25 protein-coding genes are annotated in these 24,946 nt (G+C 64.0%); 14 read left to right on the forward strand and 11 right to left on the reverse strand.

Going from position 1 to position 24,946, the window contains the following annotated elements; genetic code table 11:
• On the reverse strand, positions 1-426 hold the full coding sequence (locus tag AC1ZQA_RS08030) for a hypothetical protein (RefSeq protein WP_482676460.1): 426 nt from the start codon (positions 424-426) through the stop codon (positions 1-3).
• 265 nt (positions 427-691) lie between these two features.
• On the opposite strand from AC1ZQA_RS08030, the gene rpoD reads away from it, so the two are divergent.
• From rpoD to hemH, 3 genes are read left to right on the forward strand one after another with little or no spacing between them, the layout of a single operon-like run.
• Positions 692-3,025 (forward strand): RNA polymerase sigma factor RpoD, encoded by a 2,334-nt coding sequence (gene rpoD / locus AC1ZQA_RS08035; RefSeq protein ID WP_482676461.1) that lies wholly within the window; start codon positions 692-694, stop codon positions 3,023-3,025.
• Between the two features lie 54 nt (positions 3,026-3,079).
• Entirely contained in the window at positions 3,080-4,000 is a 921-nt protein-coding gene (locus AC1ZQA_RS08040) for an adenylate/guanylate cyclase domain-containing protein (RefSeq protein ID WP_482676462.1), read from the forward strand.
• 10 nt (positions 4,001-4,010) lie between these two features.
• Positions 4,011-5,108 carry a ferrochelatase gene (hemH, locus tag AC1ZQA_RS08045; protein ID WP_482676463.1) on the forward strand — a complete coding sequence of 366 codons (1,098 nt, stop codon included), beginning with the start codon at positions 4,011-4,013 and terminating at the stop codon, positions 5,106-5,108.
• Between the two features lie 219 nt (positions 5,109-5,327).
• Here hemH and msrB read toward each other — a convergent pair whose 3' ends face one another.
• Both msrB and AC1ZQA_RS08055 read right to left on the reverse strand, forming a co-directional pair.
• Positions 5,328-5,744, reverse strand: coding sequence for a peptide-methionine (R)-S-oxide reductase MsrB (gene msrB, locus AC1ZQA_RS08050; protein ID WP_482676464.1), 417 nt, complete (start codon positions 5,742-5,744; stop codon positions 5,328-5,330).
• Between the two features lie 11 nt (positions 5,745-5,755).
• Positions 5,756-7,297: a protein adenylyltransferase SelO gene (locus tag AC1ZQA_RS08055; protein ID WP_482676465.1), complete on the reverse strand. Its 1,542-nt coding sequence runs from the start codon at positions 7,295-7,297 to the stop codon at positions 5,756-5,758.
• 81 nt (positions 7,298-7,378) lie between these two features.
• On the opposite strand from AC1ZQA_RS08055, the gene AC1ZQA_RS08060 reads away from it, so the two are divergent.
• The 4 genes from AC1ZQA_RS08060 (at position 7,379) to AC1ZQA_RS08075 (ending at position 10,034) form a co-directional block, all read left to right on the forward strand.
• On the forward strand, positions 7,379-7,888 hold the full coding sequence (locus tag AC1ZQA_RS08060; RefSeq protein ID WP_482676466.1) for a methylated-DNA--[protein]-cysteine S-methyltransferase: 510 nt from the start codon (positions 7,379-7,381) through the stop codon (positions 7,886-7,888).
• Positions 7,881-8,834 carry a site-specific tyrosine recombinase XerD gene (gene xerD / locus AC1ZQA_RS08065; RefSeq protein WP_482676467.1) on the forward strand — a complete coding sequence of 318 codons (954 nt, stop codon included), beginning with the start codon at positions 7,881-7,883 and terminating at the stop codon, positions 8,832-8,834. Before AC1ZQA_RS08060 ends, xerD begins: the two co-directional genes overlap by 8 nt.
• Positions 8,835-8,849: 15 nt before the next feature.
• Complete coding sequence (locus AC1ZQA_RS08070; protein ID WP_482676468.1) at positions 8,850-9,446, forward strand: MarC family protein; 597 nt, start codon at positions 8,850-8,852, stop codon at positions 9,444-9,446.
• A gap of 87 nt (positions 9,447-9,533) precedes the next feature.
• Entirely contained in the window at positions 9,534-10,034 is a 501-nt protein-coding gene (locus AC1ZQA_RS08075) for a Crp/Fnr family transcriptional regulator (protein ID WP_482676469.1), read from the forward strand.
• Between the two features lie 10 nt (positions 10,035-10,044).
• On the opposite strand, the gene AC1ZQA_RS08080 is transcribed toward AC1ZQA_RS08075, so the two are convergent.
• Genes AC1ZQA_RS08080 through AC1ZQA_RS08095 form a run of 4 tightly spaced genes read right to left on the reverse strand, consistent with a single transcriptional unit; the run spans position 10,045 to position 13,029 of the window.
• Complete coding sequence (locus tag AC1ZQA_RS08080; RefSeq protein ID WP_482676470.1) at positions 10,045-10,761, reverse strand: DUF2237 family protein; 717 nt, start codon at positions 10,759-10,761, stop codon at positions 10,045-10,047.
• 10 nt (positions 10,762-10,771) lie between these two features.
• Entirely contained in the window at positions 10,772-11,605 is an 834-nt protein-coding gene (locus AC1ZQA_RS08085) for a ferritin-like domain-containing protein (RefSeq protein WP_482676471.1), read from the reverse strand.
• A complete protein-coding gene (locus tag AC1ZQA_RS08090) occupies positions 11,602-12,507 on the reverse strand; it encodes an SPFH domain-containing protein (protein ID WP_482676472.1) in 906 nt (301 codons plus the stop codon). Before AC1ZQA_RS08090 ends, AC1ZQA_RS08085 begins: the two co-directional genes overlap by 4 nt.
• Positions 12,508-12,552: 45 nt before the next feature.
• Positions 12,553-13,029 (reverse strand): NfeD family protein, encoded by a 477-nt coding sequence (locus AC1ZQA_RS08095; RefSeq protein ID WP_482676473.1) that lies wholly within the window; start codon positions 13,027-13,029, stop codon positions 12,553-12,555.
• Positions 13,030-13,121: 92 nt separating this feature from the next.
• Here AC1ZQA_RS08095 and AC1ZQA_RS08100 point away from each other — a divergent pair, with 92 nt between their 5' ends.
• The 5 genes from AC1ZQA_RS08100 (at position 13,122) to AC1ZQA_RS08120 (ending at position 18,475) form a co-directional block, all read left to right on the forward strand.
• On the forward strand, positions 13,122-15,380 hold the full coding sequence (locus tag AC1ZQA_RS08100; RefSeq protein WP_482676474.1) for an Orn/Lys/Arg family decarboxylase: 2,259 nt from the start codon (positions 13,122-13,124) through the stop codon (positions 15,378-15,380).
• A gap of 260 nt (positions 15,381-15,640) precedes the next feature.
• A complete protein-coding gene (locus AC1ZQA_RS08105; protein ID WP_482676475.1) occupies positions 15,641-16,540 on the forward strand; it encodes a DUF6662 family protein in 900 nt (299 codons plus the stop codon).
• Positions 16,541-16,551: 11 nt separating this feature from the next.
• Positions 16,552-17,097 carry an FMN-binding protein gene (locus AC1ZQA_RS08110; RefSeq protein ID WP_482676476.1) on the forward strand — a complete coding sequence of 182 codons (546 nt, stop codon included), beginning with the start codon at positions 16,552-16,554 and terminating at the stop codon, positions 17,095-17,097.
• On the forward strand, positions 17,094-17,951 hold the full coding sequence (locus AC1ZQA_RS08115; RefSeq protein WP_482676477.1) for an FAD:protein FMN transferase: 858 nt from the start codon (positions 17,094-17,096) through the stop codon (positions 17,949-17,951). The genes AC1ZQA_RS08110 and AC1ZQA_RS08115 overlap by 4 nt, the downstream gene beginning before the upstream one ends.
• Positions 17,948-18,475 (forward strand): hypothetical protein, encoded by a 528-nt coding sequence (locus AC1ZQA_RS08120; protein WP_482676478.1) that lies wholly within the window; start codon positions 17,948-17,950, stop codon positions 18,473-18,475. The genes AC1ZQA_RS08115 and AC1ZQA_RS08120 overlap by 4 nt, the downstream gene beginning before the upstream one ends.
• Here AC1ZQA_RS08120 and prmC read toward each other — a convergent pair.
• From prmC to AC1ZQA_RS08140, 4 genes are read right to left on the reverse strand one after another with little or no spacing between them, the layout of a single operon-like run.
• Complete coding sequence (gene prmC, locus AC1ZQA_RS08125; protein ID WP_482676479.1) at positions 18,403-19,335, reverse strand: peptide chain release factor N(5)-glutamine methyltransferase; 933 nt, start codon at positions 19,333-19,335, stop codon at positions 18,403-18,405. The genes AC1ZQA_RS08120 and prmC overlap by 73 nt on opposite strands.
• A gap of 26 nt (positions 19,336-19,361) precedes the next feature.
• Positions 19,362-20,360, reverse strand: a complete 999-nt coding sequence (gene nadE, locus AC1ZQA_RS08130; RefSeq protein WP_482676480.1) for an NAD(+) synthase — start codon at positions 20,358-20,360, stop codon at positions 19,362-19,364.
• 6 nt (positions 20,361-20,366) lie between these two features.
• A complete protein-coding gene (locus AC1ZQA_RS08135) occupies positions 20,367-20,618 on the reverse strand; it encodes an acyl carrier protein (RefSeq protein ID WP_482676481.1) in 252 nt (83 codons plus the stop codon).
• 41 nt (positions 20,619-20,659) lie between these two features.
• Positions 20,660-22,207, reverse strand: a complete 1,548-nt coding sequence (locus tag AC1ZQA_RS08140) for a class I adenylate-forming enzyme family protein (protein WP_482676482.1) — start codon at positions 22,205-22,207, stop codon at positions 20,660-20,662.
• A 188-nt stretch (positions 22,208-22,395) separates the two neighbouring features.
• Here AC1ZQA_RS08140 and AC1ZQA_RS08145 point away from each other — a divergent pair, with 188 nt between their 5' ends.
• A complete protein-coding gene (locus tag AC1ZQA_RS08145; protein WP_482676483.1) occupies positions 22,396-23,166 on the forward strand; it encodes a competence/damage-inducible protein A in 771 nt (256 codons plus the stop codon).
• Between the two features lie 263 nt (positions 23,167-23,429).
• On the forward strand, positions 23,430-24,845 hold the full coding sequence (gene glnA, locus AC1ZQA_RS08150) for a type I glutamate--ammonia ligase (RefSeq protein WP_482676484.1): 1,416 nt from the start codon (positions 23,430-23,432) through the stop codon (positions 24,843-24,845).
• Positions 24,846-24,946: the final 101 nt, after the last annotated feature.

The following is a 24,946-nucleotide window of genomic DNA, read 5'->3' on the forward strand; positions in this document are numbered from 1 at the left end:
TCAAATGCGCGTCCTGTTCGTTGTTGCAGATGTTCGATGCGCTTTCGTCTTGCCCGTTTGACAGACGAATTCAGGGAAGGAGATCAGAGCAGGCCATTGCACGTTGACGCCGGGGCTGGGCCAGCAGACAATGATGGGTTTTTTGTAAAATCCACGTTTAGCAAGCATCGGCGTCGCCGTACGGGCAACAATACTGGCACCGATACTGGCACAAATACGAGCACCACGCGGGCAGCGTACAGGCCAGCCGATGAACACAGCGAGCAAGTCAGCGATCTGAAACAAGTGTTGTGCGATAGAGAACCAGAACCGCGTGCGCAGGTCGCGCTCTAACCAGGCACGCAACGAGTCTGTTGCATGAGAAACTGGCGTGCCTGCCGACCGAAACTCCGCACCATCCCCTTGGAAGCGCACCCTCAACAGCATTTATAACATGCACTTGAATGTCATTCGTTCGTCGGTTGGGACAATGCGCGTTTGGCTTGTTCAGTCCCCGGAGCGCAGGATGTTCAGCAACCGCGACATCGGGCACCGAGCAATGCGCAGCAAGACATGTCGATGGTGCACTGGAGATTTTCTTGCGCGCGCCGGGTTGATTGCACTTTGAATTTTGTCGTTTCACCCTACATACTGCACCTGATTTTCCTTTCTTTTTTTCCTGCCGATCGATCACAGCAGGTTGAGGTCCACCATGACGAAAGCGCAATCCAAAACTCAGGCTCCCAACAAGGAGTCTGCATCCCGCAAGGCGGCGGTCGAAACCGAAGCGAGCGCTGTTGCGGAAAAGCCGCACGGCAAGAGCCGTACCGTGGCGGGGAAGTCCACGGTGGTTGAGACCAAGCCTGCCAAGCGCTCGGCAGCAAATGCTGTGGTTGCGGACGCGTCAGCCGTCGCCGTGAGCGCAGCGCCCAAGCGTGGCCGCCCGGCCAAGGTGGCCGCGCCTGCGGTTGTCGAGGAGCCCGCTGCGCGTCGTGGCCGCAAGGCCAAGATCGTGGAGGCGGAAGAGGATCTGCCCGATGACGTGGCTGAGGATGCCGACGTTGCCGAGGTTGACGTGGAAGTCGCTGCGGTCGAGGTGGTCGAGGAGGTGGCTGCGGTCCCCGCGCCCAAGACCCGCAAGGCCTCTCGCGCCCGGGAAAAGCAGTTGCTCAAGGAGTTCGGCTATGACGACTCCAACATCACCGACGAGGAACTGGGGCGTCGGCGCGCACGCTTGAAAAGTCTCATCAAGATGGGCAAGACCCGTGGGTTCCTGACCTACGGTGAGATCAACGATCACATTCCCGACAACCTGGCCGACCCCGAGTTGATGGAAACCATTGTGTCCATGCTCAACGACGTGGGCATTGCGGTGTATGAAACCACGCCGGACGCGCAAACCCTGCTGCTCAACCAGCACGGCCCCACCGCGTCGAGCGAAGAGGAGGCGGAAGAAGAAGCCGAGGCGGCGCTGTCCAACGTCGATTCCGAATTTGGACGCACCACCGACCCCGTGCGCATGTACATGCGTGAAATGGGCACGGTCGAGCTGCTGACCCGCGAGGGCGAAATCGTGATCGCCAAGCGTATCGAGGACGGTCTGCGCCAGATGATGCTGGCCATCTCGGCCTCGCCGACCACTGTGGCAGAAATCCTGGCCATGGCCGCACGGATTCACAACGGCGAACTGCCGGTCGATGAAGTGGTGGATGGCATGGTCTCCGACGACGAGTCCGACGACTACGTTGCCGAGGAAGACGTCGACTACTCGCTGGATGAAAGCGGCGAGGAAGACGAGGACGGCGGCGCCGGTGCCACGTCGATGAAGCTCGAAGAGCTCAAGGGCAAGGCACTCGAGGCCTTTGCCGAGGTGCATGATGCGTTCATGAAAATGCGCCGTGCCTATGACAAGGACGGCTATCGCTCGGCCAGCTATCTCAAGGCGCAGGAGGCCATCTCCAACGCCCTGATGGAAGTGCGCTTCACCGCCCGCACCGTCGAAAAGCTGTGCAACCTGCTGCGTGCCCAGGTGGACGAGGTGCGCCGTTACGAGCGCGAAATTCGCCGTTACGCGGTCGATCGCTGCGGCATGCCACAGGAAGAGTTCATCAAGTCCTTCCCAGGCCATCAGCTCGACCTGAAGTGGGTGGACAGGCATGTCGCGGCGAACAAGCCTTACTCCGTCATCCTCAGCCGCAATGTGCCGGCCATCAAGGAACTGCAGCAAAAGCTCATCGACATCCAGACCCGTGTCGTGGTGCCGCTGGACGACCTGAAGGAAATCAACACCCAGATGAGTCTGGGCGAGCAGGCCGCCCGGGAAGCCAAGCGCGAGATGATCGAGGCCAACCTGCGGCTGGTGATCTCCATTGCCAAGAAGTACACCAATCGCGGCCTGCAGTTCCTCGACCTGATCCAGGAGGGCAATGTGGGCCTGATGAAGGCGGTGGACAAGTTCGAATACCGTCGTGGCTACAAGTTCTCCACCTACGCCACCTGGTGGATCCGTCAGGCGATCACGCGTTCGATTGCCGATCAGGCGCGCACCATCCGCATTCCGGTGCACATGATCGAGACCATCAACAAGGTCAACCGCATCTCGCGTCAGCACCTGCAGGAGACAGGGACCGAGCCGGACGCCGCCGTGCTGGCCGAGAAGATGGAAATGCCCGAGGACAAGGTGCGCAAGATCCTCAAGATCGCACGCGAGCCGATCTCCATGGAGACGCCCATCGGCGACGACGACGATTCGCATCTCGGCGATTTCATCGAAGACTCCGGCACCCTGGCTCCTACTGAGGCGGCCATGCAGGCGGGTCTGCGCGACGTGGTCAAGGAAATCCTCGACTCGCTCACCCCGCGCGAAGCCAAGGTGCTGCGCATGCGCTTCGGCATCGAGATGGCCAACGACCACACACTGGAAGAAGTGGGCAAGCAGTTCGACGTGACGCGCGAGCGCATCCGCCAGATCGAGGCCAAGGCGCTGCGCAAGCTCAAGCATCCCACGCGCTCCGACAAGCTGCGCAGCTTCCTCGACACGCTCTGATCGCGTCGTCCCGCTGGCCGGACAGTCAGCGGGCGCACACGCTAGACTTCAGGAATGACTCAAGCGCGAAAAACTGCTGTCCGCACCATCGTCTTTGCCGACGTCGCTGGCAGTACCGCGCTTTTCCAATCCCTGGGCAACACCGAGGCCACAGCGCTGGTCACCCAGGTGGTGTCAAGCATGGCCCGCAGTTTCAGAACGGCGGGCGGCGAGGTGGTCAAGACCCTGGGCGACGGCATCCTCGCCACCTTCGAGCACAACACCCCGGCACTCAATGCCTGCATCGACATCCAGCGCACCTGTTCCGCGGCGGGCGCCGTCGATGCCACTGGGGCCCGACAAAAGCTTCCACTCAAAATCGGCATCTCTCGGGGCTTCGTCGTGCTGGCGCCGGGCGATTGCTTCGGTGACCCGGTCAATGCCGCATCACGCCTGTCCGACTCCGCTGGAGCCGGGCAGATTCTGATCGGCGACGCCGTGATGGAGGCGCTTCCGCTCGAATTGCTGGGGCGCCTGCGCAGCCTGGGGGCGATTTTCTTGCGCGGCTATGACGTTCCAGTTCCGGTGCATCAAGTGGACTGGGAGGCGCAGGTCGACATGGGACAGACCATGCCACAGGTCCCCTCGCGCATCGACTACAGCAGCCAGTTGCTCAACCTGTCGTGGCTCGATTTTGCCGTGGACTATGCAGCCGACCAGATGCCCATCGTCATCGGGCGCACGACAGGCGCAGATTTTCTGGTGAACGACCTTCGGGTATCGCGCCAGCACGCCCGCATCGACTGGCGCGGCAGTTATTTCATGCTGACCGACCTCAGCAGCAACGGCACCTGGGTGCGCTATACCGGCAACGACACCACTCTGGCCTTGCGTCGCAACGAATGCGTGCTGCACGGGCAGGGCGAAATCACCCTCGGCGCCAAACCCACCGACCCGACCGCGCCGACCGTCATGTTCCAGATTCATCCGCACTGATCCGCTGCCCATGCCCCTTTCCGACCCGACCGGTTACCTCCACGGCGCGCCCAAAACAACCGCCATCCTGCTTGTCAATCTCGGCACCCCGGACGCTCCTACCACGTCGGCACTGCGTCGCTACCTGGGCGAGTTTTTGAGCGATCCCCGTGTGGTGGAAATTCCCAAGCCCATCTGGTGGCTGATTCTCAACGGCATCATTCTTCCGATCCGGTCCTCCAAGTCCGCCGCGAAATACGCGACCGTCTGGACCGAGCGTGGATCTCCTCTGCAGACGGGTACCGCAGACCTGACGCAGGCCGTCGCCGCAGAACTGGCCGCACGCGGACATCACCTTCAGGTGCGCTATGCCATGCGCTACGGAAATCCATCCGTCAGCAGCGTGCTGGACGATCTGGCCCAGCAGAACGTCACCCGCCTCCTGCTCGTGCCGCTCTACCCGCAATACTGCGCCGCCACAACAGCCTCCACGCTCGATGCAGTGACCGCCTGGACGCGTCGCAGCCGCCGCGTGCCAGAGCTGCGCGTGCTCAATCACTTTCATGATGTTCCTGCCTACATCGATGCCCTGGCGCACAAGATCGACGCCGACTGGCGGCAAAACGGCAGGCCGGACAAGCTGGTGATGAGTTTTCACGGCATGCCCGCACGCACCCTCAAACTCGGTGATCCGTATCACTGTGAATGCCACCAGACAGGCCGCCTGCTCGCCGAGCGACTGGGTCTGCCTGCCTCGGACTACCAGGTGACGTTTCAGTCGCGCTTCGGCAAGCAGGAATGGTTGCAGCCCTACACCGAACCCACTTTGCGCAAGCTGGCGCAGGACGGCGTCGGCCGGGTGGATGTGGTGTGTCCCGGGTTCAGCGTGGATTGCCTGGAAACCCTGGAGGAAATCGCCATGGAGGGCAAGCAGGCCTTTCTGTCCAGCGGCGGCAAGACCTTCCGCTACATCGACTGCCTGAACGCCGACCCGCATTGGGCGCAGGCGTTCAGCGGTCTGCTTGAAACGCATCTGCAGGGCTGGAACACCGAGGCCCAGCCCGATCCGGCGGCGCTTGCCCAGACGCGCAGACTGGCGCAAGCCATGGGGGCAACCAACCTCGCCTGATTCACCTGGGTGCAGACGGCGGGGTGGAACGGGCATCGCGCCAGAATTGCACCGCCAGACCCACCCCGAGGCCAATCACGCCGACAACGAGCAGATACAGCACCAGGACTGCCAGAGACATCGCCTTCTCCTTTCTTGCAAAAGCCGCAAGGCGGCGGCCGTTGCAGCTGAAGGATGGAGTGCGCCCGGGCCGCAACAGTTCCCGGATGTTGCGGTGCCTCAGTCGGCAGACGACGCGCGGTCGGCGAAGTCCAGCGCGGCGGAGTTGATGCAGTACCGCAGGCCAGTCGGATTGGGGCCGTCGGGGAAGACGTGGCCGAGGTGGGCGCCGCACTGCGCGCACTGCACTTCGGTACGCACCATGCCGTGGGTGGTGTCGCGCACCTCACGGATGAGCGCCTGCGCCGTGGGTTGCCAGAAACTGGGCCAGCCGCTGCCCGACTCGAACTTGGTCCGCGAGTCGAACAGGGGCGCGCCGCAGCACACGCAGCGGTAGATGCCGTCGCCATGATGATCCCAGTAAAGGCCGGTGAACGGCGGCTCGGTGGCACTGCAGCGGGTGACGCGGTACTGCTCTGCGCTGAGTTTGCTGCGCCAGACGGCGTCGTTCGGGTCTTCGGTGGTCGGCTTGGACATGGTGCTTCCTTTCAGGAGGAACAGGACAGGCGCGCCGGTGGAGTCTCGTCCGTCGGCGTTGCGGTGTAGTGTGCGGGCAGGGCCTGCGCGTCGAAAGGGCGGCGCAATGCCTCCAGCAAGCGTCTGACCTCGGAAAAATCGCCGCCCTCGGCCTGGACGATGGCGGCCTGCGCAAGATGATGGCGCAACACCATGGCGGGGTTTACCGCATGCATGGCCCGCGCACGGGTGGCAGCGTCGCGGGCCTCGGCCTGCAGGCGGGCGCGGTAGCGGGCCACCCACTGAGAGAACCCCAAGGGGTTGCGTGCGAACTGCGCCGCCAGCGGGCCGGGAATCTGGGCCTGCGGATCGGCAGGCAGATCAGCAAGCAGTCGGAAGGTCAGCGTCCAGTCGCTGCGGTTGGCGGCCATGACATCGAGCAGATCCTGAAACAGATCGCCATCGTCAGGCAGCAGCCGTTCCAGCCCCAGCTTGGCGGCGAGCCGCTGCTGCATCGCCTGCACATAGTGCGGGCGGAAGGCATCGACCGCCTCGAGCGCACGCTCGGGCTTGTCGATCAGCGGCAGCAGCGATTGACCGAGCGCCAGCAGATTCCAGTGCGCGATTGCGGGCTGGCGGCCATACGCGTACCGCCCGCCGCGGTCGGTGGTGTTGGGTGTGTGCAGCGGGTCGTACCCATCGAGGAAGGCAAAGGGGCCGTAATCGATGGTCCAGCCCAGGATGGACATATTGTCGGTATTCATCACGCCGTGGATGAAACCCACCGCCTGCCATTGCGCGATGAGATGCGCAGTGCGCGCCACCACCCATTCCAGCAGGGCAAGAGCAGGTTGCGGGGCGGCCGCGCACTGGGGGCAGTACCGCGCAATCACCCAGTCGACCAGCTGGCGCAACTGCGCGGTCTGGCTGCTGTAGCTGAAGTGCTCGAAATGGCCGAAGCGCACAAAGCTCGGCGACAGCCGCGTCACCATGGCAGCGGTTTCCATGCGCTCGCGCCGCACAGGTCGGCTCGACCCAACCAGACACAGTGCCCGCGTGGTGGGCACGCCCAGTGCCGCCATCGCTTCGGAGCAAAGGAACTCGCGGATGGATGAACGCAGCACCGCCCAGCCGTCGCCCATGCGTGAAAACGGGGTGAGGCCGCTGCCCTTGAACTGGATTTCCCAGCTCGCGTAGCCGCCGCTGTGCACGCCGCCGCTGCGGTCGGGCCAGTCGCCCAGCAGCAAGGCCCGACCGTCGCCCAACTGTCCAGCCCAGTTGCCGAACTGGTGCCCGGCGTACACCGTGGCTCGGCTGTGGCCACTGATGGCCCCGACATGGCCGCCAAAGGCTAGCGCCCAATCGTGTTCTTCCGCTGCAGTGCGCGGCGGCGTCAGGCCGACCAGCGCCGCGGCCTCGGCGCTGCTGGCGACCAGCACAGGGTCGGGGAGGGCGTTGACCGCCACAGGCACACTGAAGGCTGCGCCCAATTCGGCATAGGACTGATCGAGCGCGGGCCAACCCGCTGCGACGCGTGGGAGCGCATTGGAAACATCGGGAGAAGACGAAAGCATCGGAACATTTTCGAACAAAGACGGTTCCCCAGAGGGCGCCGGGGTATCCTGTCTGCCTGATCTGTCGTTCAACATGCCATCATGCGCTCCACAGATGTTTTGTCATATCCCGATGCACAGCGTGCCGTCATTGCCCTGCCATTTGGACGCATGCGGCTGACCTGCACTGCGGACGCGGTTCTGCTGCTGGACTATCTGGCGCCTGATGCGCCGCTTATCCCACCACAGTCTGCTCTTTGCCGCGAGGTTGCCAGTCAGTTACATGCCTATTGCGCCGATCCGTCGCATGTTTTCAGTCTGCCCCTGGCGGATAGCGGCACCGCGTTTCAGCGCCGTGTCTGGGCTTTGCTGCAACAGATCCCTTGCGGCCAGACCCGCACCTATGGTGACGCCGCAGTCGAACTGCGCAGCGCCGCGCGGGCCGTGGGGCAGGCGTGTGCTGCGAATCCTTTTGCACCTGTCGTTCCCTGTCACCGCATTGTGGCACGTCATGGCCTGGGCGGTTTTGCGCATTCAAGCGATGGCAACGGACACCTTCTGGGCATCAAGCGCTGGCTGTTGCGGCATGAAGGGACATGCCACCATGCCTGAAGATCAGGCATCAGCGCACTGGCCGCCAGCATCCGGTGCGAGTGCCGCAGTGATCGACCGATTCTGCGACGCCCTGTGGCTGGAGGACGGCCTGTCGCCCAACACGCTCGCGGCCTATCGCCGCGACCTCACCCTGTTTGCCCGCTGGCTTGCGCAGACGGCTCGGCCCGCGCTGGCGCAGGCTGAACTGCGCGATGTGCAGGGCTATATCGCCGCCCGCTTTGCACAGAGCAAGGCCACCTCCTCGAATCGGCGGCTGGTGGTGCTGCGGCGCTTCTTTCGCTGGGCGCTGCGCGAGCATCTTCGCCACGATGATCCCACCTTGCAGCTCGACATGGCGCGTCAACCCGCCCGGCGTCCCAACACCCTGAGCGAGGCGCAGGTCGAAGCCCTGCTCGCCGCTCCCGATGTGGACACCCCGCTGGGCCTGCGCGACCGCGCCATGCTCGAACTGCTTTACGCCAGCGGACTGCGCGTCAGCGAGCTGGTCGCGCTGCCGGTGGTCCGCCTGTCGCTCGATCAGGGCGTGGTGCAGATTGCGGGCAAGGGTGGCAAGGAACGGCTGGTGCCCTTCGGCGACGCCGCGCAGGAATGGCTGCAGCGCTATCTGCACACCGCCCGGCATGCCTTGCTGCAGGGCCGCGACAGCCCCTTCGTGTTCGTCACCGCGCGCAGCGGGCACAGCGCACGCGAGTCCGTGGGCATGACGCGGCAGATGTTCTGGACCTTGATCAAGACTCACGCACGCAAGGCCGGCATCGACATCCCGCTCTCGCCCCATACCCTGCGCCATGCCTTTGCCACCCATCTGCTCAATCACGGCGCCGATCTGCGTGTGGTGCAATTGCTGCTCGGCCACGTCGACATTTCCACCACTCAGATCTACACCCATATTGCGCGGGAGCGGCTGAAGACGCTGCACGCCCGTCATCACCCCCGCGCCTGAAACGCGCCTCTCGACATGGCACACGACGATTTCTGGTCCGCCTTTGTATTGCTGCTGCTGATTCTCGACCCGTTCGGCAATACGCCGTTCTTCATCGCGGTGATGCGCAAGTTGCCACCCAAGCGCCGACTGCCGGTGGCACTGCGCGAAATCGGCATCGCCTACACCGTGTTGCTGGCCTTCATGTTTGGCGGACACGGCTTTCTGAAGCTGATGAACCTCAGTCAGCCGTCGATCGAGGTGGCTGGCGGGGTCATCCTGCTGCTCGTGGCGATCAAAATGATCTTTTCCACGACGTCCGAAATCTTCGGTGGCGAAGGCGGGCGCGAGCCGCTGATCTTCCCGCTGGCGGTCCCTCTGCTGGCCGGGCCTTCGGCTCTGGCCACGGTGCTGCTGCTGGCCTCGCGCCAGCCTGGCGAAATCTGGACCTGGGTGGGCGCGCTCAGCTCGGCAGTGGCCGTGACCGGCGGGTTGTTGCTGATGAGCGAAACCCTGCTCAAGTGGCTGGGCGATTCGGTGATGAACGCCGCCGAGAAGCTCATGGGCCTGATTCTGACCGCGATCGCGGTCAACATGCTGCTGTCGGGCATCCGCAGCTACTTTGGACTGTGAGCAAGATGCTATGAAAACAGGTCAGTGGTCGATACGATGCGTTTCTGATTCTTTCCCGATCCTTGTTTCCACTCTAGAAATCCCATCATGGACCGCCTGACCATCACCTCCGAAGATCGCGAATCCCTGGCCCACTTTCTCGGACAACTCGTCGACACCACCATTCTCACACGGCGAGAAATCCACGACTTTCTCGATTACTGCGATCTGATGGCGCCGAAAAAGGGCGAAGTCATTGCCGACATCGGTCAGGTCGGCGAAAGCCTGTTCTTCGTCCTCGAGGGGCAAGGCTGCCTGATGGCGCAACTGCCCGAGAGCGAAATGGAGCTCGGCAAGATCATGCCGGGCGAAATGCTGGGAGAAATGAGCTTTTTCGACCGCAAGCCGCGCGAAGTGCGCCTGCGCGCCGGCGAAGATACCCGCCTGCTGCGCATCAGTCGGTCCATGTACAACCGCCTGCGCCTGGAGCGCCCCCTGCTGGCCGTGCTGTTGCTGGAAGTGGCCATCATCAGCCTGGATCACCTCTATCGCCGCACCTCGTCCGACATGGCGCAACTCAATCGCTACATCCACCGCACCGGGCGCTGAACCCGCAGGCTCAGCGACCCGGCATCGGCTGCGGCGGCAGGTGTGCGGGTGGGTCGACCGCATGCTTGGCCAGGTCGTCCAGAAACAGGGAGTTCAGCACGGCCTTGCTGGTTGCTGCCAATACAACCTTGGGAGCGGCGCCGCCATCGAGCGCCTGCTGCCAGCGGCCGGTGCAGACGCACCAGTGATCGCCGGGCTTCAGGCCGGGAAATCGCGTTGCGGGATTGGGAGTGGACAGGTCATTGCCCTGTGCCTTGGTGTACGCCAGAAATTTCGCGTTCATCACCGCGCACACGCCATGCATGCCGGCGTCCTGTGCGCTCACGGCGCAGGAGCCATCGCGCAAATATCCCGTCAGCGGCGCATGACTGCAGGCCCGCAAGGGCTGGTTCAGGACGTTGAGCAAAGCTGGGTCGGCAAGAGACCGATTGAGCGTCTGCGCCTGCGCAGTGCCTGCAAGCAACAGGGTTCCCAGCCATGCGCCCAGGGCGAGATGCATGAATCGGGAACGAAAAGTCGTGGAACCCATCTGTTTGCTCCTGGCGAATCTGCCTGTCGAGATTACAACCATGACGGCAGCATTTTCGCGCTGCGGCAACGACAGTACGGATGATGCGGATTTGACGCGGGCGGGTTTGAAGGATCGGACCTCCCTGGTGTCAATCCATGAATCCCCGCCGATATGCCGCTGAAAAGCATGGTTCCAGGCGGAACGGCTGAATTTCAAGCCGGATTGCTCAATGTGACTCCCGCTCCAGCCAGTCCATTTCTTCCGCGCTGAAACCCGCTTTGAGGCGGGCGTCGCGGTTGAATGGCGGTTTGATGCGCGGTGCGCCGAAAGTGGCAGCGAGTTCGTCATAAGTGGTGATCGGCGGTCGTCCCGCACGCGCGCAGGCCCAGTGGTACCACCGGTTGCCGATGGCGACGTGGCCGATCTCGTCGGCCAGGATACGGTCGAGAATTTCCGCGCCGCGTTGGTCTCCTGCAGCGGCGAGCTTGGCCCGGATGCTCGGGTTCACATCCAGCCCGCGTGCCTCCAGTGTGCGCGGGACCAGCGCCATGCGGGCGAGCAGGTCAGCGCGGGTTTTCTCTGCCATGTCCCACAGTCCGTTGTGGGCGGGAAAGTCGCCGTATTCAGCGCCGATGCCTTGCAGATGCTCGCGCAGCAGGCTGAAGTGCTCGGCCTCCTCGGCGGCCACGCGAATCCAGTCGCGGTAAAAATCCTCGGGCACGTGCGGGAAACGCCACACGGCATCGAGTGCCAGATTGATGGCGTTGAATTCGATATGCGCAATGGAGTGCAGCAGCGCGGCATGGCCTCTGGGGTCGCGCGGATTGCGGCGTGGCATTTGCTGCGCGGGAATCAGCTCGGGTCTCTCCGGGCGGCCAGGCAGGGCGATGCCCGCTGCGGGTTGCACGTCTGCCGCCGGGTCGATGGACGCTCGCCCCGCGTCCAGTTCGGCGCGCAAGGTCGAAGCAAGCCGGGCCTTGCGCAACGGATCGGGCTCGATCAGCGCAGCCAGGGCCACGGCCCGGGCAGAGAGCGACGCGGCAGAAACGGTTGCACTCACTGCGTCTTCTTCAGCACGGTCATGGCCGATGCGATGAGGCCGGCCGCCTGGCTCATGTCGCCCGGTACGATGAGTGTGGTGCTGGTCTTGGCCAGATTGGCGTAGGTCTCCAGCCCTTGCTGCGCGACCTTGAGCTGCACCGCCTCCGTTCCGCCTGGTTTCTGAATCGCCGCAGCAACAACTTCCAGTGCGTGCGCCGTGGCGCTGGCGACCGCCTCGATCGCCGCCGCCTCACCTTGGGCATGGTTGATGGCCGCCTGCTTCTGCCCCTCCGAGCGGGCAATGAAGGCCTGACGCTCGCCTTCCGCCACGTTGATCGCCTGCTGGCGTGCGCCTTCCGAGGTGGCGATCACGGCGCGCTTCTCCCGCTCGGCGGTGATCTGGCGCTGCATGGCGTGGAGGATTTCGTTGGGCGGGGTCAGGTCCTTGATTTCGTAACGCAGCACCTTCACACCCCAGGTGGCGGCGGCCTCGTCGAGGGAGTTCACCACGCTGTGGTTGATGAATTCGCGCTCCTCGAAGGTTTTGTCGAGTTCGAGCTTGCCGACTACCGAACGCAGGGTGGTCTGCGCCAGCTGGGTGATGGCGACGATGTAGTTCGACGAGCCATAGCTGGCCCGCATGGCGTCGGTCACCTGGAAGTACAGCACGCCATCCACGGTGAGCTGGGTGTTGTCCTTGGTGATGCAGATCTGGCTGGGCACGTCGAGCGGGATTTCTTTGAGCGAGTGCTTGTAGGCCACGCTGTCGATGAAGGGAATGATGATGTTCAGACCCGGTTGCAGGGTGGCGTGGTAGCGCCCGAGGCGCTCCAGAATCCAGGCGTTTTGCTGCGGCACGATCTTGATGCCTCGGCTGACGAACAGCACGGCGATGACGGCCAGAATGATGGCGATTTCCATGAGAGTTTCCCTCGGGTTGAATCAGGATGGGGGCTGCTGCGTGCTTCAGCCCGGATGGTGTTGCGCCTTGCTGTCGGCCGGTGCGGGGTTGAGCGCGGCGGGCAGAGGTTCAACCAGCAGCACATTGCCATCCTGCCCGGCAATGCGGTGCGGGCCGGTGTGCAGCGGCCCGCGCCGCACCGGGCGGGCGCTCCAGTCAGACCCGCGGTAATGCACCCGCGCCACGCCGTCTGCAGACCAGCCGGACACGTCCACGGTGGCGCCGAGATCGAGGTTGTCGTGCCGTACATCGTCCGCAGTGCGTTTGCCCAGAAGACGACGGCTGAGGTAGAGCGCAATCACCGCACCGCCGCCCACCACGGTGAATGCCACCCAGTGCAGCGGGGGCTGCAGACCGGCATGCGCGGCCAGCGCACCAGCCACCGCGCCGATGGCGAGCATGAGGAGGTAGAACGTGCCGCTCGCCAATTCCATGGCGACAAAAAATCCGGCCAGTATCCACCAGGCAGTCGGGTTGTCCATCAGTGCGCCTTCCGGGTTGCAACGTCGTTCTTCATTGGGTCATCGGGATTTCCTACACTCTCGCACTTTATCCCTTCCGTGCCGGAGCCGTCATGCATTTTCGCTTTCCCATTGTCATCATCGACGAGGACTTCCGCTCGGAAAACTCCTCCGGCCTCGGCATCCGCGCGCTGGCGCAGGCCATCGAGAAGGAGGGCATGGAGGTGCTCGGCGTGACCAGCTACGGCGACCTGTCCAGCTTCGCCCAGCAGCAAAGCCGGGTGAGTGCGTTCATTCTGTCGATCGACGATGAAGAATTCGCGACTGCCGAGGAGGGTGTCGAGCCCGCGGCGCTGCACTCGCTGCGCGCCTTCATTGAAGAAATCCGTTTCCGCAACGCCGAAATCCCCATCTACCTCTACGGCGAGACGCGCACCTCGGGGCATATTCCGAACGACATCCTGCGCGAACTGCACGGCTTCATCCACATGTTCGAGGACACGCCGGAGTTCGTTGCGCGGCACATCATCCGCGAGGCGCGTGCTTACATGGATTCGCTGCCGCCGCCGTTCTTCCGGGCGCTGGTGGGTTATGCCGCCGACGGCTCCTATTCCTGGCACTGCCCCGGGCATTCCGGCGGCGTGGCCTTCCTGAAGAGCCCGGTGGGGCAGATGTTTCACCAGTTCTTCGGTGAAAACCTGCTGCGCGCTGACGTCTGCAACTCGGTGGACGAACTCGGCCAGTTGCTCGACCACACCGGCCCTGTGGCGGCAAGCGAGCGCAATGCGGCGCGCATCTTTCACGCCGACCATCTGTTTTTCGTGACCAACGGCACCTCCACCTCGAACAAGATGGTGTGGCATTCCACGGTCGCGCCGGGTGATGTGGTGGTGGTGGACCGCAACTGCCACAAGTCCATCCTGCACGCCATCATCATGACCGGGGCGCTGCCAGTGTTCCTCACCCCCACACGCAACCATTACGGCATCATCGGCCCGATCCCGCGCGAGGCGTTCAAGCCGGAGAACATCGCCCGCAAGATTGCCGAGAACCCGCTCACCCGCCACCTGGCGGGCAAGGTCAAGCCGCGCGTGCTCACCATCACCCAGTCCACTTACGACGGCGTGCTCTACAACGTGGACACCATCAAGCAGATGCTCGACGGCCATATCGACACCCTGCATTTCGACGAAGCCTGGCTGCCGCACGCGTGCTTTCACGATTTCTATCGCGGCATGCACGCCATCGGCCCGAACCGCGAGCGCACCAAGGAAGCGATGGTGTTTTCCACCCAGTCCACCCACAAGTTGCTTGCGGGTCTGAGCCAGGCCTCGCAGATTCTTGTGCAGAACGCGCAGAACCAGCAACTCGATTTTCACCGCTTCAACGAGGCCTATCTGATGCACAGCTCCACCTCGCCGCAGTACGCCATCATCGCCTCGTGCGATGTGGCCGCGGCCATGATGGAGCCGCCGGGCGGCACCGCGCTGGTGGAGGAAAGCATTCTGGAGGCCATGAATTTCCGCCGTGCCATGCGCAAGGTCGATGCCGACTATGGCCGGGACTGGTGGTTCAAGGTCTGGGGGCCGGACACGCTGGCGGAAGAGGGTACAGGCGAACGCGACGACTGGCTGCTGCACGCCGAGGATGGCTGGCACGGCTTCGGCGCCGTGGCCGATGGCTTCAACATGCTCGATCCGATCAAGTCCACCATCGTCACGCCGGGACTGAACATCAACGGCGATTTCGATGCCACCGGCATTCCAGCGGCCATCGTCACCCGCTTTCTGGCCGAGCACGGCGTGATCGTCGAGAAAACCGGGCTCTACAGCTTTTTCATCATGTTCACCATCGGCATCACCAAGGGGCGATGGAACACCCTGGTCACGGCGCTGCAGCAGTTCAAGGACGACTACGACCGCAACCAGCCGCTGTGGCGCATCCTGCCCGAATTCGTGGCGCAGAATCCTCGCTACGAGCGCATCGGACTGCGCGATCTGTGCCAGCAGATTCACGAGGCCTACCGCGAAAAAGATGTGGCGCGGCTGACCACCGAGATGTACCTGTCCGATCTGCAACCGGCCATGACGCCGACCGAGGCCTACGCCAGGATGGCGCACCGCGAGATCGAGCGCGTGGAGATTGACCAGCTCGAAGGCCGCATCACGGCGGCGCTGGTCACGCCGTATCCGCCGGGCATTCCGCTGCTCATTCCAGGGGAGCGTTTCAACGCGCCCATCATGCGTTACCTGCAGTTCGCCCGCGACTTCAATCTGCGGTTTCCCGGATTTGCCACGGACGTGCACGGGCTGGTGACGGAGACCGACGCGGGCGGAACCCGGCGTTACTTCGTCGATTGCGTCAGGGCCTGAGCCCCCCGCACTGATCGACTCACATTTCGGCGCTCGCCCGTTTCTTGCGCGGGTGCACCAATAGCGTGAACAGGCCCTAGCCGCCGCACGGCGCGCATGTCGCAGCGGTGGATTTCCGTGCATTCCTCCTGCCTGCGTCCAGCCACGGCGCAGCGTCAGCGTGCCCACTCTTCAATCCCATTCCACACAGACCGATACACGCTTGACACATTTTGAAATAAAAACAAGAATGCGAACCGTTATCAACAACGGAGATCATTTTGAAACGCAGCCAATCTGTCTTTCTCGCATTGCTTCTGGGCCTGTTCGGCACCTCTGCGCCGTTGACCGCACAGGCGGACGAGAACCTTCTGGGTTACACCATCGGCGCCGAAACCCTGCCGCAGGGCAAGTCCGAGGCGTATTTCTGGATCACCGACTACCAGGGCAAGCGCCGTGGCAGCTATTCGGCACAGCAGTTTCGCGCCGAGGCGGAGTACGGCATCACCAACAGTCTGAGCGGCTCGGTCTATCTCAACGGCTATCGCCACAGCTACGACTGCGGCGCGGCCGGCTGCGCCGGGCCGCTGGATGCGCCCGAAATCACCGGCAGCAGGCACGGCACCCAGTTCAGCGGCGTGTCGTTCGAGCTGAAAAAAATGCTCGCATCACCTTACAAGGACGATCTGGGTGTGGCGCTCTACGGCGAGGTGAGCTACGACACGGTCGATGCGATCACCGGCGAGAAGGGGCGCGGCTGGGAACTCGAGACCAAGCTGATCCTGCAAAAACCCTATCTCGACGGCCAGCTGCAGTGGCTGACCAATCTGGAGCTCGAGGCCGAGACCTGGCGTCCTGACGCGGGCGGCGCCACCGAAGTGGCGATCGCGCCGCGGTTGCGCACCGGGGTCGCGTACCGCTTCGCGCCCAACTGGTTCATCGGGCTGGAGGGCTGGGTCGATATGGAAGTGCTGCGCCCGGCGGACGGTTCGTGGGAGTTCGACCACTGGGACGCGTTCGCCGGCCCGTCGATCCACTACGGCGGCAAGCGCTGGTGGGCGACCTTCACCTGGGCCGAGCAGCTGCGCGGCTCCAACGAGGCCGAGGGCAACCGCGCCGGGCTGCACCTGGCCGACCACGCCAAGCGTGAGCTGCGGCTCAAGGTCGGCTACAACTTTTGAAGGGGGCGGCAATGACCAACTGGCAGGCACACGCACTGCTGCCGCTGGCGGTATTGGTGGCCTCACCGGCTTACGCCACCGAATACCTGACGGTCGCGCAGGCGCAAAAAGCGATCTTCCCCGACGCCGACCGCTTCGTCGCCGCGCCGCTGCAGCTCACCGCGCAGCAAAAGGCGGCGATCGAGGACACATCTGGAGTCAAGCAGCGCTGGGACAAGCAGGAGGTCTGGCGTGCGGAAAAGGCCGGCAGGCTGCTCGGCTGGTTCATCGTCGATGACGTGGTCGGCAAGCACGAGTTCATCCACTACGCGGTCGGCCTGCAGCCCGAGGGCAAGGTGCGTGGGGTGGAGGTGTTGATTTTTCGCGAAACTTATGGCGATGAAATCCGCCGCGACGACTGGCGCAAGACCCTGGTGGGCAAGACCCTGGCCGATCCGTTCAAGCTCGACCAGGACGTGCCCAACATCAGCGGTGCGACGCTGTCGTGCCGCAATGTGATGAACGGGGTCAAGCGGTTGCTCGTGCTGCAGCAGGTCGCGCTGCAAGATCACAAATGAGCGCGGGCGAGACCATCACCGTCCGCCGCATGCAGCCGCTGCTGGGCACTTGGGTGGAAATTCGCGCAACCGGTCGCGCCGCGCGGGTCGAGCGCGCGGTGCGCTGCGCGTTTTTGCGCATCGCGCGGGTGCAGCAGCGCATGAGCTTTCATGCGCCGGACAGCGTGCTCACCCGCATCAACCTGTACGCTTACCGCGAGCCGCAGGCGGTCGATCCGCTGACCTGGGACCTGCTGCGCAAGGCGTTGGCGCTGTCGCGCGCGAGCATGGGGACTTTCGACATCACCGTCGGCGCCGCGCTGGTGGCGCGCGGCGTGCTGCCCGATCACGGCTTTGCCCGTCTCGACGCGCCTTCGGGAAGCGACGCGGTCGCGCTGCTGCCCGGGCGCTGCGTGGCGCTGCGTCGCCCGGTGCTGCTCACGCTCGACGGCATCGCCAAGGGCTACGCGGTCGATCTGGCCATCGACGCCCTCGCGCGCGCCGGGGTGCAACAGGCGGTGGTCAACGCCGGAGGCGATCTGCGGGCGTTCGGCCCGCAGGCGCTGCCGCTGGGCATCCGCAGCGCAGACGGCACGATCCGCGACGCTGGGCGGCTGCGCAACGCGGCGGTGGCCAGTTCCGCGATCGGGCTGGGTGCGACGGCACATGCGCGCTTTCCCGGCTGCGTGCTCGATCCCGCAGGCGAGAAACCCATGCCGCGTGTGCCGCAGGTCTGGAGCGTGCGCGCTGCGCAGTGCTGGCGCGCCGATGCGCTGACCAAGGTCGCGGCGCTGGCTGCACCGGCGCAGCGCGACGCCTTGCTCGCCCGGCTGGGCGGCGCCCTCGTGCACCCCGCGCAGGAGCAGGCCGCGTGAAAACCTACCCGCGCGGCTTCATGCCGCTGCTGCACGGCACCTTGCTGTTCCTGCTCGGCAGCGGTTTGTTGCTCGCGCCGGGCGCGCTGCAGATGCGGCTGGAATGGGACATGCCCTGGGTTCTGCCCAGCGGATTGCGGGTGTGGGTGGCCGCGCTGCATGCGCTGAGCTTTTTGCTGATGTTCGCGCTGGTCGGTGCGCTGTGGACCGTGCACATCCGCACCGGCTGGCTACGGCGGGAGAACCTGACCAGCGGCGCGCTGTTGCTGCTGACGTTCGCGCTTCTGGGGCTCAGCGGTCTGGCGCTGTATTACGCCGGCGGCGAGCGCTTGCCGGTCTGGAGCGCGGTGCTGCATCTGCTGGCTGGCGGGGCGCTGCCCGCGCTGTATGTCGTGCACCGGCTCGGGGCGCGGGCGGCAGCGGCGCGCGCCTGGCCGCTGCGCTGCCGCGTTCAGGCGAGCGCCTGCGCCAGAACGGCGCGCACAGCGCCATCGGCGTCGCAGACGGTTTCCACCCGGCCATAGGCCGGATGTTTTTCGAGCAGTTGCACCATCGCCGGACCCTGGCCAAGGCCGACCTCCATGCCCAGCCAGCCGCCCGGCCGCAGCAACGGCGGCGCTTCGCGGATGAGGCGCATCAGGATGCGCACGCCAAACGGCCCGCCGTCGAACGCCAGGTGGGGCTCGTGGCCGACGATCTCGTGCGGCATGGTGTCCATTTTCGCGGTCGAGATGTAGGGCGGCAGCGACACCAGCAGATCGACCTTGCGGGCGAATGCGGCACCGAAAGGCGCCAGCAGATCGCCGGTGTGCAGGGTCACACGCTGCTCGAGGCCGAGTTGCCGCGTGTTGTCGCGGGCCAGTGCAATCGCCGCTTCCGAAATGTCGGCGCCGTGCACCTGGGCCTGCGGCACCGCGTGCGCCAGCGCCAGCGCCAGATTGCCCGAGCCGCAGCAGACGTCGATGACGACCGGCGGTGCAGCCGCACCTACAGCCATTGCACGCAGTTTTTGCGCAGCAACCGTGCCGAGCAATTCGCTCTCGGCCCGCGGAATCAGGGCCTCGGGCGAGGCCAGCAGTTCCAGTCCCATGAAACGTTGCCTGCCGGTGAGGTAGGCAATGGGCTCACCTGCGATGCGTCGGGCAATCAGCGCGTCGAGTGTGGCGAGCTGCGCTGCGCTCAGCGGCTGCAGCGCAGTGTCCATTGCCGCGTGGATCGACAGTGGCGTGCCGCCGGCGAGCAGCCAGAGGGCACGCAGGGCGGAATAGGGGGTTTCTTCCGGCTTGTCCGGCAGGATGTCCAGCGCGGTGGTCAGTCGTGCCAGGCGTTGCTGAAAGGCGGGCTGACCTTCATTGCCGAGGGCTTGGAGTTCGGTGTCGTGCATGGGATTCAAAGAGGATTCGGCAACGCTCAGGCAGCGTTTTCCGCACAAGGGTTGAGCACCGTCTCGACCAGGGCGGGCCGGGCATGCAGGTAGCGCGTGGTGCGGCGCTTGGCATCGATGTCGGCCAGCACCGCAGCGGCCTGCTGCGCAGTGCAGCCGAGCGCCGCGGCCAGTTCTTCGGCGCTGTAGCCGTGGTTGCGCGCCCACAGCGCCAGATCCATCTGCGCCCAGGGCAGGGCGAAATAGAACTCGTCCTGCCCTTGGGGCAGGCTGTAGGTGTCGGTGGTGGGGGCGGCGTTGCACACCGCCTCGGGCAGCCCGAGGTGCCGCGCCAGGGCATAGACCTGCGATTTGTACAGATGCGCGATCGGTTTGAGATCGGCCGAGCCATCGCCGTTCTTGACGAAGAATCCCTGGTCGTATTCCAGACGGTTGGGCGTGCCGATCACGGCGTAGTTCAGGCGGTCGGCATGGAAGTATTCCAGGGTCTTGCGCAGGCGCTGCTTGTGGTTGGTGGCGGCGACGATCTGCAGATATTCGCGCAGCGGCAGCCGCACCTCGTGCATCTGCCCGTCGGGCGACTGGGCGATGAGCCGAAAATGGTTGATGCCGCCGGCCAGCCCGCCCGAGATCGCGAGCTTGATTCTCCATTGCGGAGTGTAATCGGGCAGCACCGCACGCACGGCTTCATCGCGCCAGCGGTAGCAGCCGATGGACTCCAGCGCCGGGGCGATGTCTTCCATCGCATGGGGGATGCCAAGCTGCAGCGCGACCTCGGCGCCGAGGTGCGTGCTGCTGCCGGAGGAGTCGCGCTCGGGCATGAGCAGCCCGAACACTTTCTGCGGGCCGAGTGCGCGCACCGCCAGCGCGGCGCATACCGAGCTGTCGACTCCGCCCGAAAGCCCCAGCACCACCCCGCGCTTGTTGAAGGCCCGCAGGGTCTGGACGATGAACGCTTTGACGCGCGCGGTTTCGGCTTCGCAGTCGATGGCGAGCACGTCTGCGCTTAGCACAGGCCGGTCCATCACGCCTCAGGCCGCCAGCTTGCGCTGCACATAGGCGGCAATCGCGGCGACGCTGTCGAGGTTTTCCGGAACCATCTCGATGTCCGCAACCTGGATGCCCCAGGTTTCTTCGAGGAACAGGATGAGTTCGAGCACCCCGGTGGAATCGAGGATGTGCAGGTCGAGCAGCGAGTCGGTGTCGCTGTAGGACGTATCACGCGCGCCCAACAGGAAGTTGCTGTCGATGTACTGGCGGATTTTTTGCTGGTTGTCGGACATGGCGGTCAGGAATGAAACTTCAGGAATGGTGGGAGGAGGGTTCAGCGCAACCCGGTCTTTTTGATCTTTCCGGTCTCGGTGCGGGGCAGGGCGGGGACGAATTCGACGATCTTCGGCGCCATGAAATTCTCGATATGGGCCAGGCAATGCTTGATCACCTCGCGCTCGGTCAAGTTGCAACCAGGTTTGCAGACGACGAAGGCCTTGACCGCCTGGCCCAGCAGCGCATCGTCCACGCCGATGACCGCCGCCTCGAGCACGCCGTCGAGCGCGTGCAGCACGTTTTCCACCTCGCGCGGGCTGACCTTCTCGCCCCGGCTCTTGATGATGTCGTCGCGCCGCGCTACGAAGTACAGCCAGCCTTCTTGGTCGGTGCGGAACAGATCGCCCGAATACAGCACCATCTCGCCGGGAATCGGCCCGGGGCGCAGGCGCTGCGCGGTCTGCTCGGGCTTGCGCCAGTAGCCGCGCATCACATGGCTGCCGCGGATGACCAGTTCGCCGGTGGAGCCATTGGGCAGTCGGCGGCCGTCATCATCGACCAGCCAGACTTCTTCGTTGGGCATGCCGCGGCCCACACTGCCCGGGCGGATGTCGAGTTGCTCGGGCGGCAGGTAGGTCACGCGCTTGCATTCGGTCAGTCCGTACATGGAGTAGAGCGTGGCCTGTGGAAACAGCGCGCGGATCTGGGCGATCTGCGTATTCGGCAGCGCCGCTGCGGTGTTGGTGATCAGCCGCAGCGTGGACAGGTCGAATTCCTGCAGGGTCTTGAGACTGGTCAGCAGGGTGAACATGGTCGGCACTCCGGGAAACACCGTCACCCGCTCGTGCGCCATATTGGCCAGCACCTTCACCGGAAAGGTGAACGAGCGCTCCAGCAGCACAGTCGCGCCCAGGCTGAAGGCCATCAGCACCTGATAGAGCCCGTAATCGAAGGCCAGCGGCAGCGCGCAGCAAATCACGTCGTCCTGCCGTAGTCCGAGATAGCCGCGCACCGAGCGCAGCGCGGTAAGCATGTTCAGATGCGTGAGCATCACGCCCTTGGCGTCGCCGGTCGAGCCGGAGGTGTAAATGATCGCAGCCAGGTCCTGGTCGATCAGATCGGGGTGTGTGGCAGAGCACTCTGCACCGGGCAGGGTCAGCGGAAACGGACGCTCACGCGGATCGGCCGTGCCGCTGTCGGGCTTGCCCTGGGCATAGCTGGTCAGCATGTAGCAACGGCGCACGCTGCGGTTGTGCGCCAGCGCCGCGCGACTGACCTCGGACAACTCCTGCTGGGTGAGCAGCGCGCAGGCCTCGGCGTCGTTGAGGATGTAGGCCAGCTTGTCCGCCTTGGTCAGGGTGTTGACCGGCATGAACACCGCGCCCACCTTGAGCACCGCGTAGATGGCGGCCACCATTTCCACGCAGTTGTCCAGAAACAGCGCCACCCGCTCGCCGCGCTGCACACCGTCGGCCCGCAGTGCGGCAGCAATCCCTTCCACCAGACGGGCCATGTCGGCATAGGTGGTCGACACGCCCTCGCGCACGATGGCGCGATGCGCGGCATGCCCTGCGGCGGTCGATTCAAAAGTGTGATGGAGCAGCATGCGTGTCAACAAGTCACCGAAAAATCGAAGAATACGGGCGACATTCCCACTCTTGACACCCCGCATTCACGATCAAGGCGGCAGACCGTGACATTTTTGGAGGGAATCGTTCCAACGATGCGCGGCGCGCAGGCAAAAGAATCTGCCGAGGCAGGCTATGCTTGAACTTTTTGTTTCAGGATGCGCACATGGGACTGGGGCTCTACATCATTGGCGATGAAATTCTGTCTGGAAAACGGCAGGACAAGCACTTCCCCCATGTGCTCGAACTGCTCAAGGCGCGCCAGATGCGGCTGGACTGGGTGCAATACCTGGGCGACGATCCGGCCCTGCTGGCCGCGGCCTTCCAGGCCAGTTTTGACCGCAACGATGTCGCGTTGAGCTGCGGCGGCATTGGCGCCACGCCCGACGATCACACCCGCCAGAGCGCGGCGCGGGCACTGGGGCTGTCGCTGGAACTCCATCCCGAGGCCAAGGTGTTGATTCAGCAACGTGTGATCGAGGCACAACTGGGCGATGTGGACGCGCCGGCCAACCAGCAGCGCCTGCAGATGGGCATGTTTCCGCAGGGCAGCGCCATCATTCCCAACCCCTACAACAGAATTCCCGGGTTTTCCATCCGCCAGCATTACTTCGTGCCGGGATTCCCCGTGATGGCCTGGCCGATGCTGGAGTGGGTGCTGGACGGTCCACTCGCGCACCTGCATGGCCAGGGCCATCAGGTGGAGCGCGCGGTGATCGTGCGCAAGGCCATGGAGTCTGACCTGACGCCGCTGATGGAAGACATCGAGAAACAGTTCCCGGGCATCAAGGTGTTCAGCCTGCCCAGCGTGGATCACCCGGTGTGGGGGCGGCATATCGAACTGGGCGTCAAAGGACACGCTGCAGGTGTCGACCAGGCTTTTGCCTATTTGTGCGCGCATTTGCCCGAGGGCATCTGGGAACATGCACCAAGGTGAATCATTGCGCTTCATTTTGGGGCATTCCAGAAATATGCACCAATGTGAGGCGGCACCTTCGGTCTGTAAGCGTACCCATGCAACAGTGCCAGGTCGCTTCGACACAATGGCGCCTCGCGAACAGAGGGCAAACGGGCAGAGCTGGGCACGCTTTCTGCTAGATTGTTTTCACTGCGCGGAGCATTGCAGCTAACGATGTTGCGTGCCATCCTTTGATGCGAAGATGAACACGCAAACGCATTTCAACCTGACAGGAGATTTTCATGAGCAAAACAGTCGCCGATGTGATGGGCATGGTCAAGGAGCACGATGTCAAATTCGTGGACTTCCGCTTCACCGATACCCGCGGCAAGGAACAGCACGTGACCGTGCCGGTGTCGCATTTTGACGAAGGCAAATTTTCCGATGGCCATGCCTTCGACGGCTCGTCCATTGCCGGCTGGAAGGGCATCGAGGCCTCGGACATGCTGCTCATGCCCGATCCGAACACCGCCAACATCGACCCGTTCTACGAGGAAACCACGCTGCTGCTGAGCTGCGACGTGCTCGAGCCCGGTGACGGCAAGCCCTACGACCGCGACCCGCGCTCCATCGCCAAGAAAGCCGAGGCCTACCTCAAGGCATCAGGCATCGGTGACACCGCCTACTTCGGCCCCGAGCCCGAGTTTTTCATCTTCGATCAGGTCCGCTGGAATGTGGACATGTCCGGCTGCTTCGTCAAGGTCGATTCCAATGAGGCCGCCTGGGCCACCGGCGACAAGATGGAAGGCGGCAATATGGGCCACCGCCCGTCGGTGAAGGGCGGCTATTTCCCGGTGCCTCCGGTGGACAGCCTGCAGGATATCCGCTCGGAAATGTGCCTGCTGCTCGAACAGATGGGCGTGCCGGTCGAGGTGCACCATCACGAAGTGGCCAATGCCGGCCAGTGCGAAATCGGCACCAAGTTCTCCACCCTGGTGCAGCGCGCCGACTGGACACAGGTCCTCAAGTACGTGGTTCAGAACGTCGCCCACGCCTACGGCAAGACCGCCACCTTCATGCCCAAGCCCATCGTCGGCGACAACGGCTCGGGCATGCACGTGCACCAGTCCATCTGGAAAGACGGCAAGAACCTGTTTGCCGGCAACGGCTACGCCGGTCTGAGCGAATTCGCGCTGTATTACATCGGCGGCATCATCAAGCACGCCCGCGCGCTCAACGCCATCACCAACCCCGGCACCAACAGCTACAAGCGCCTGGTGCCCGGATTCGAAGCGCCGGTGATGCTGGCGTACTCCGCGCGCAACCGCTCGGCGTCCATCCGCGTGCCCTTCGTGCAGAGCGACAAGGCCCGCCGCATCGAAGTGCGCTTCCCCGACCCGACCGCCAACCCCTATCTGGCGTTCTCCGCCATGATGATGGCCGGTCTGGACGGCGTGGAAAACAAGATTCACCCGGGCGAAGCCGCCAGCAAGAACCTCTACGACCTGCCGCCGGAAGAAGAAGCCAAGATCCCGACCGTGTGCTCCAGCCTCGACCAGGCACTGGACTATCTCGACAAGGACCGTGCCTTCCTGACCAAGGGCGGGGTGTTCAGCGACGACTTCATCAGCGCCTACATCGACCTGAAGATGGAGGAGGTCACGCGTTTTCGCATGACCACGCATCCGGTCGAGTTCGACATGTACTACTCGCTGTAATCGGGCAGAGTGAGGCAAGGGCGGCCTGCGGGCCGCCTTTGTTTTGGTCATTCCGCCACGCTGTGTCAGCCCGTGACCCGCCTCAAGCGTTGCCAGACTTA

The sequence above is a fragment of the Thiomonas sp. DCM-2 genome (assembly GCF_056820905.1).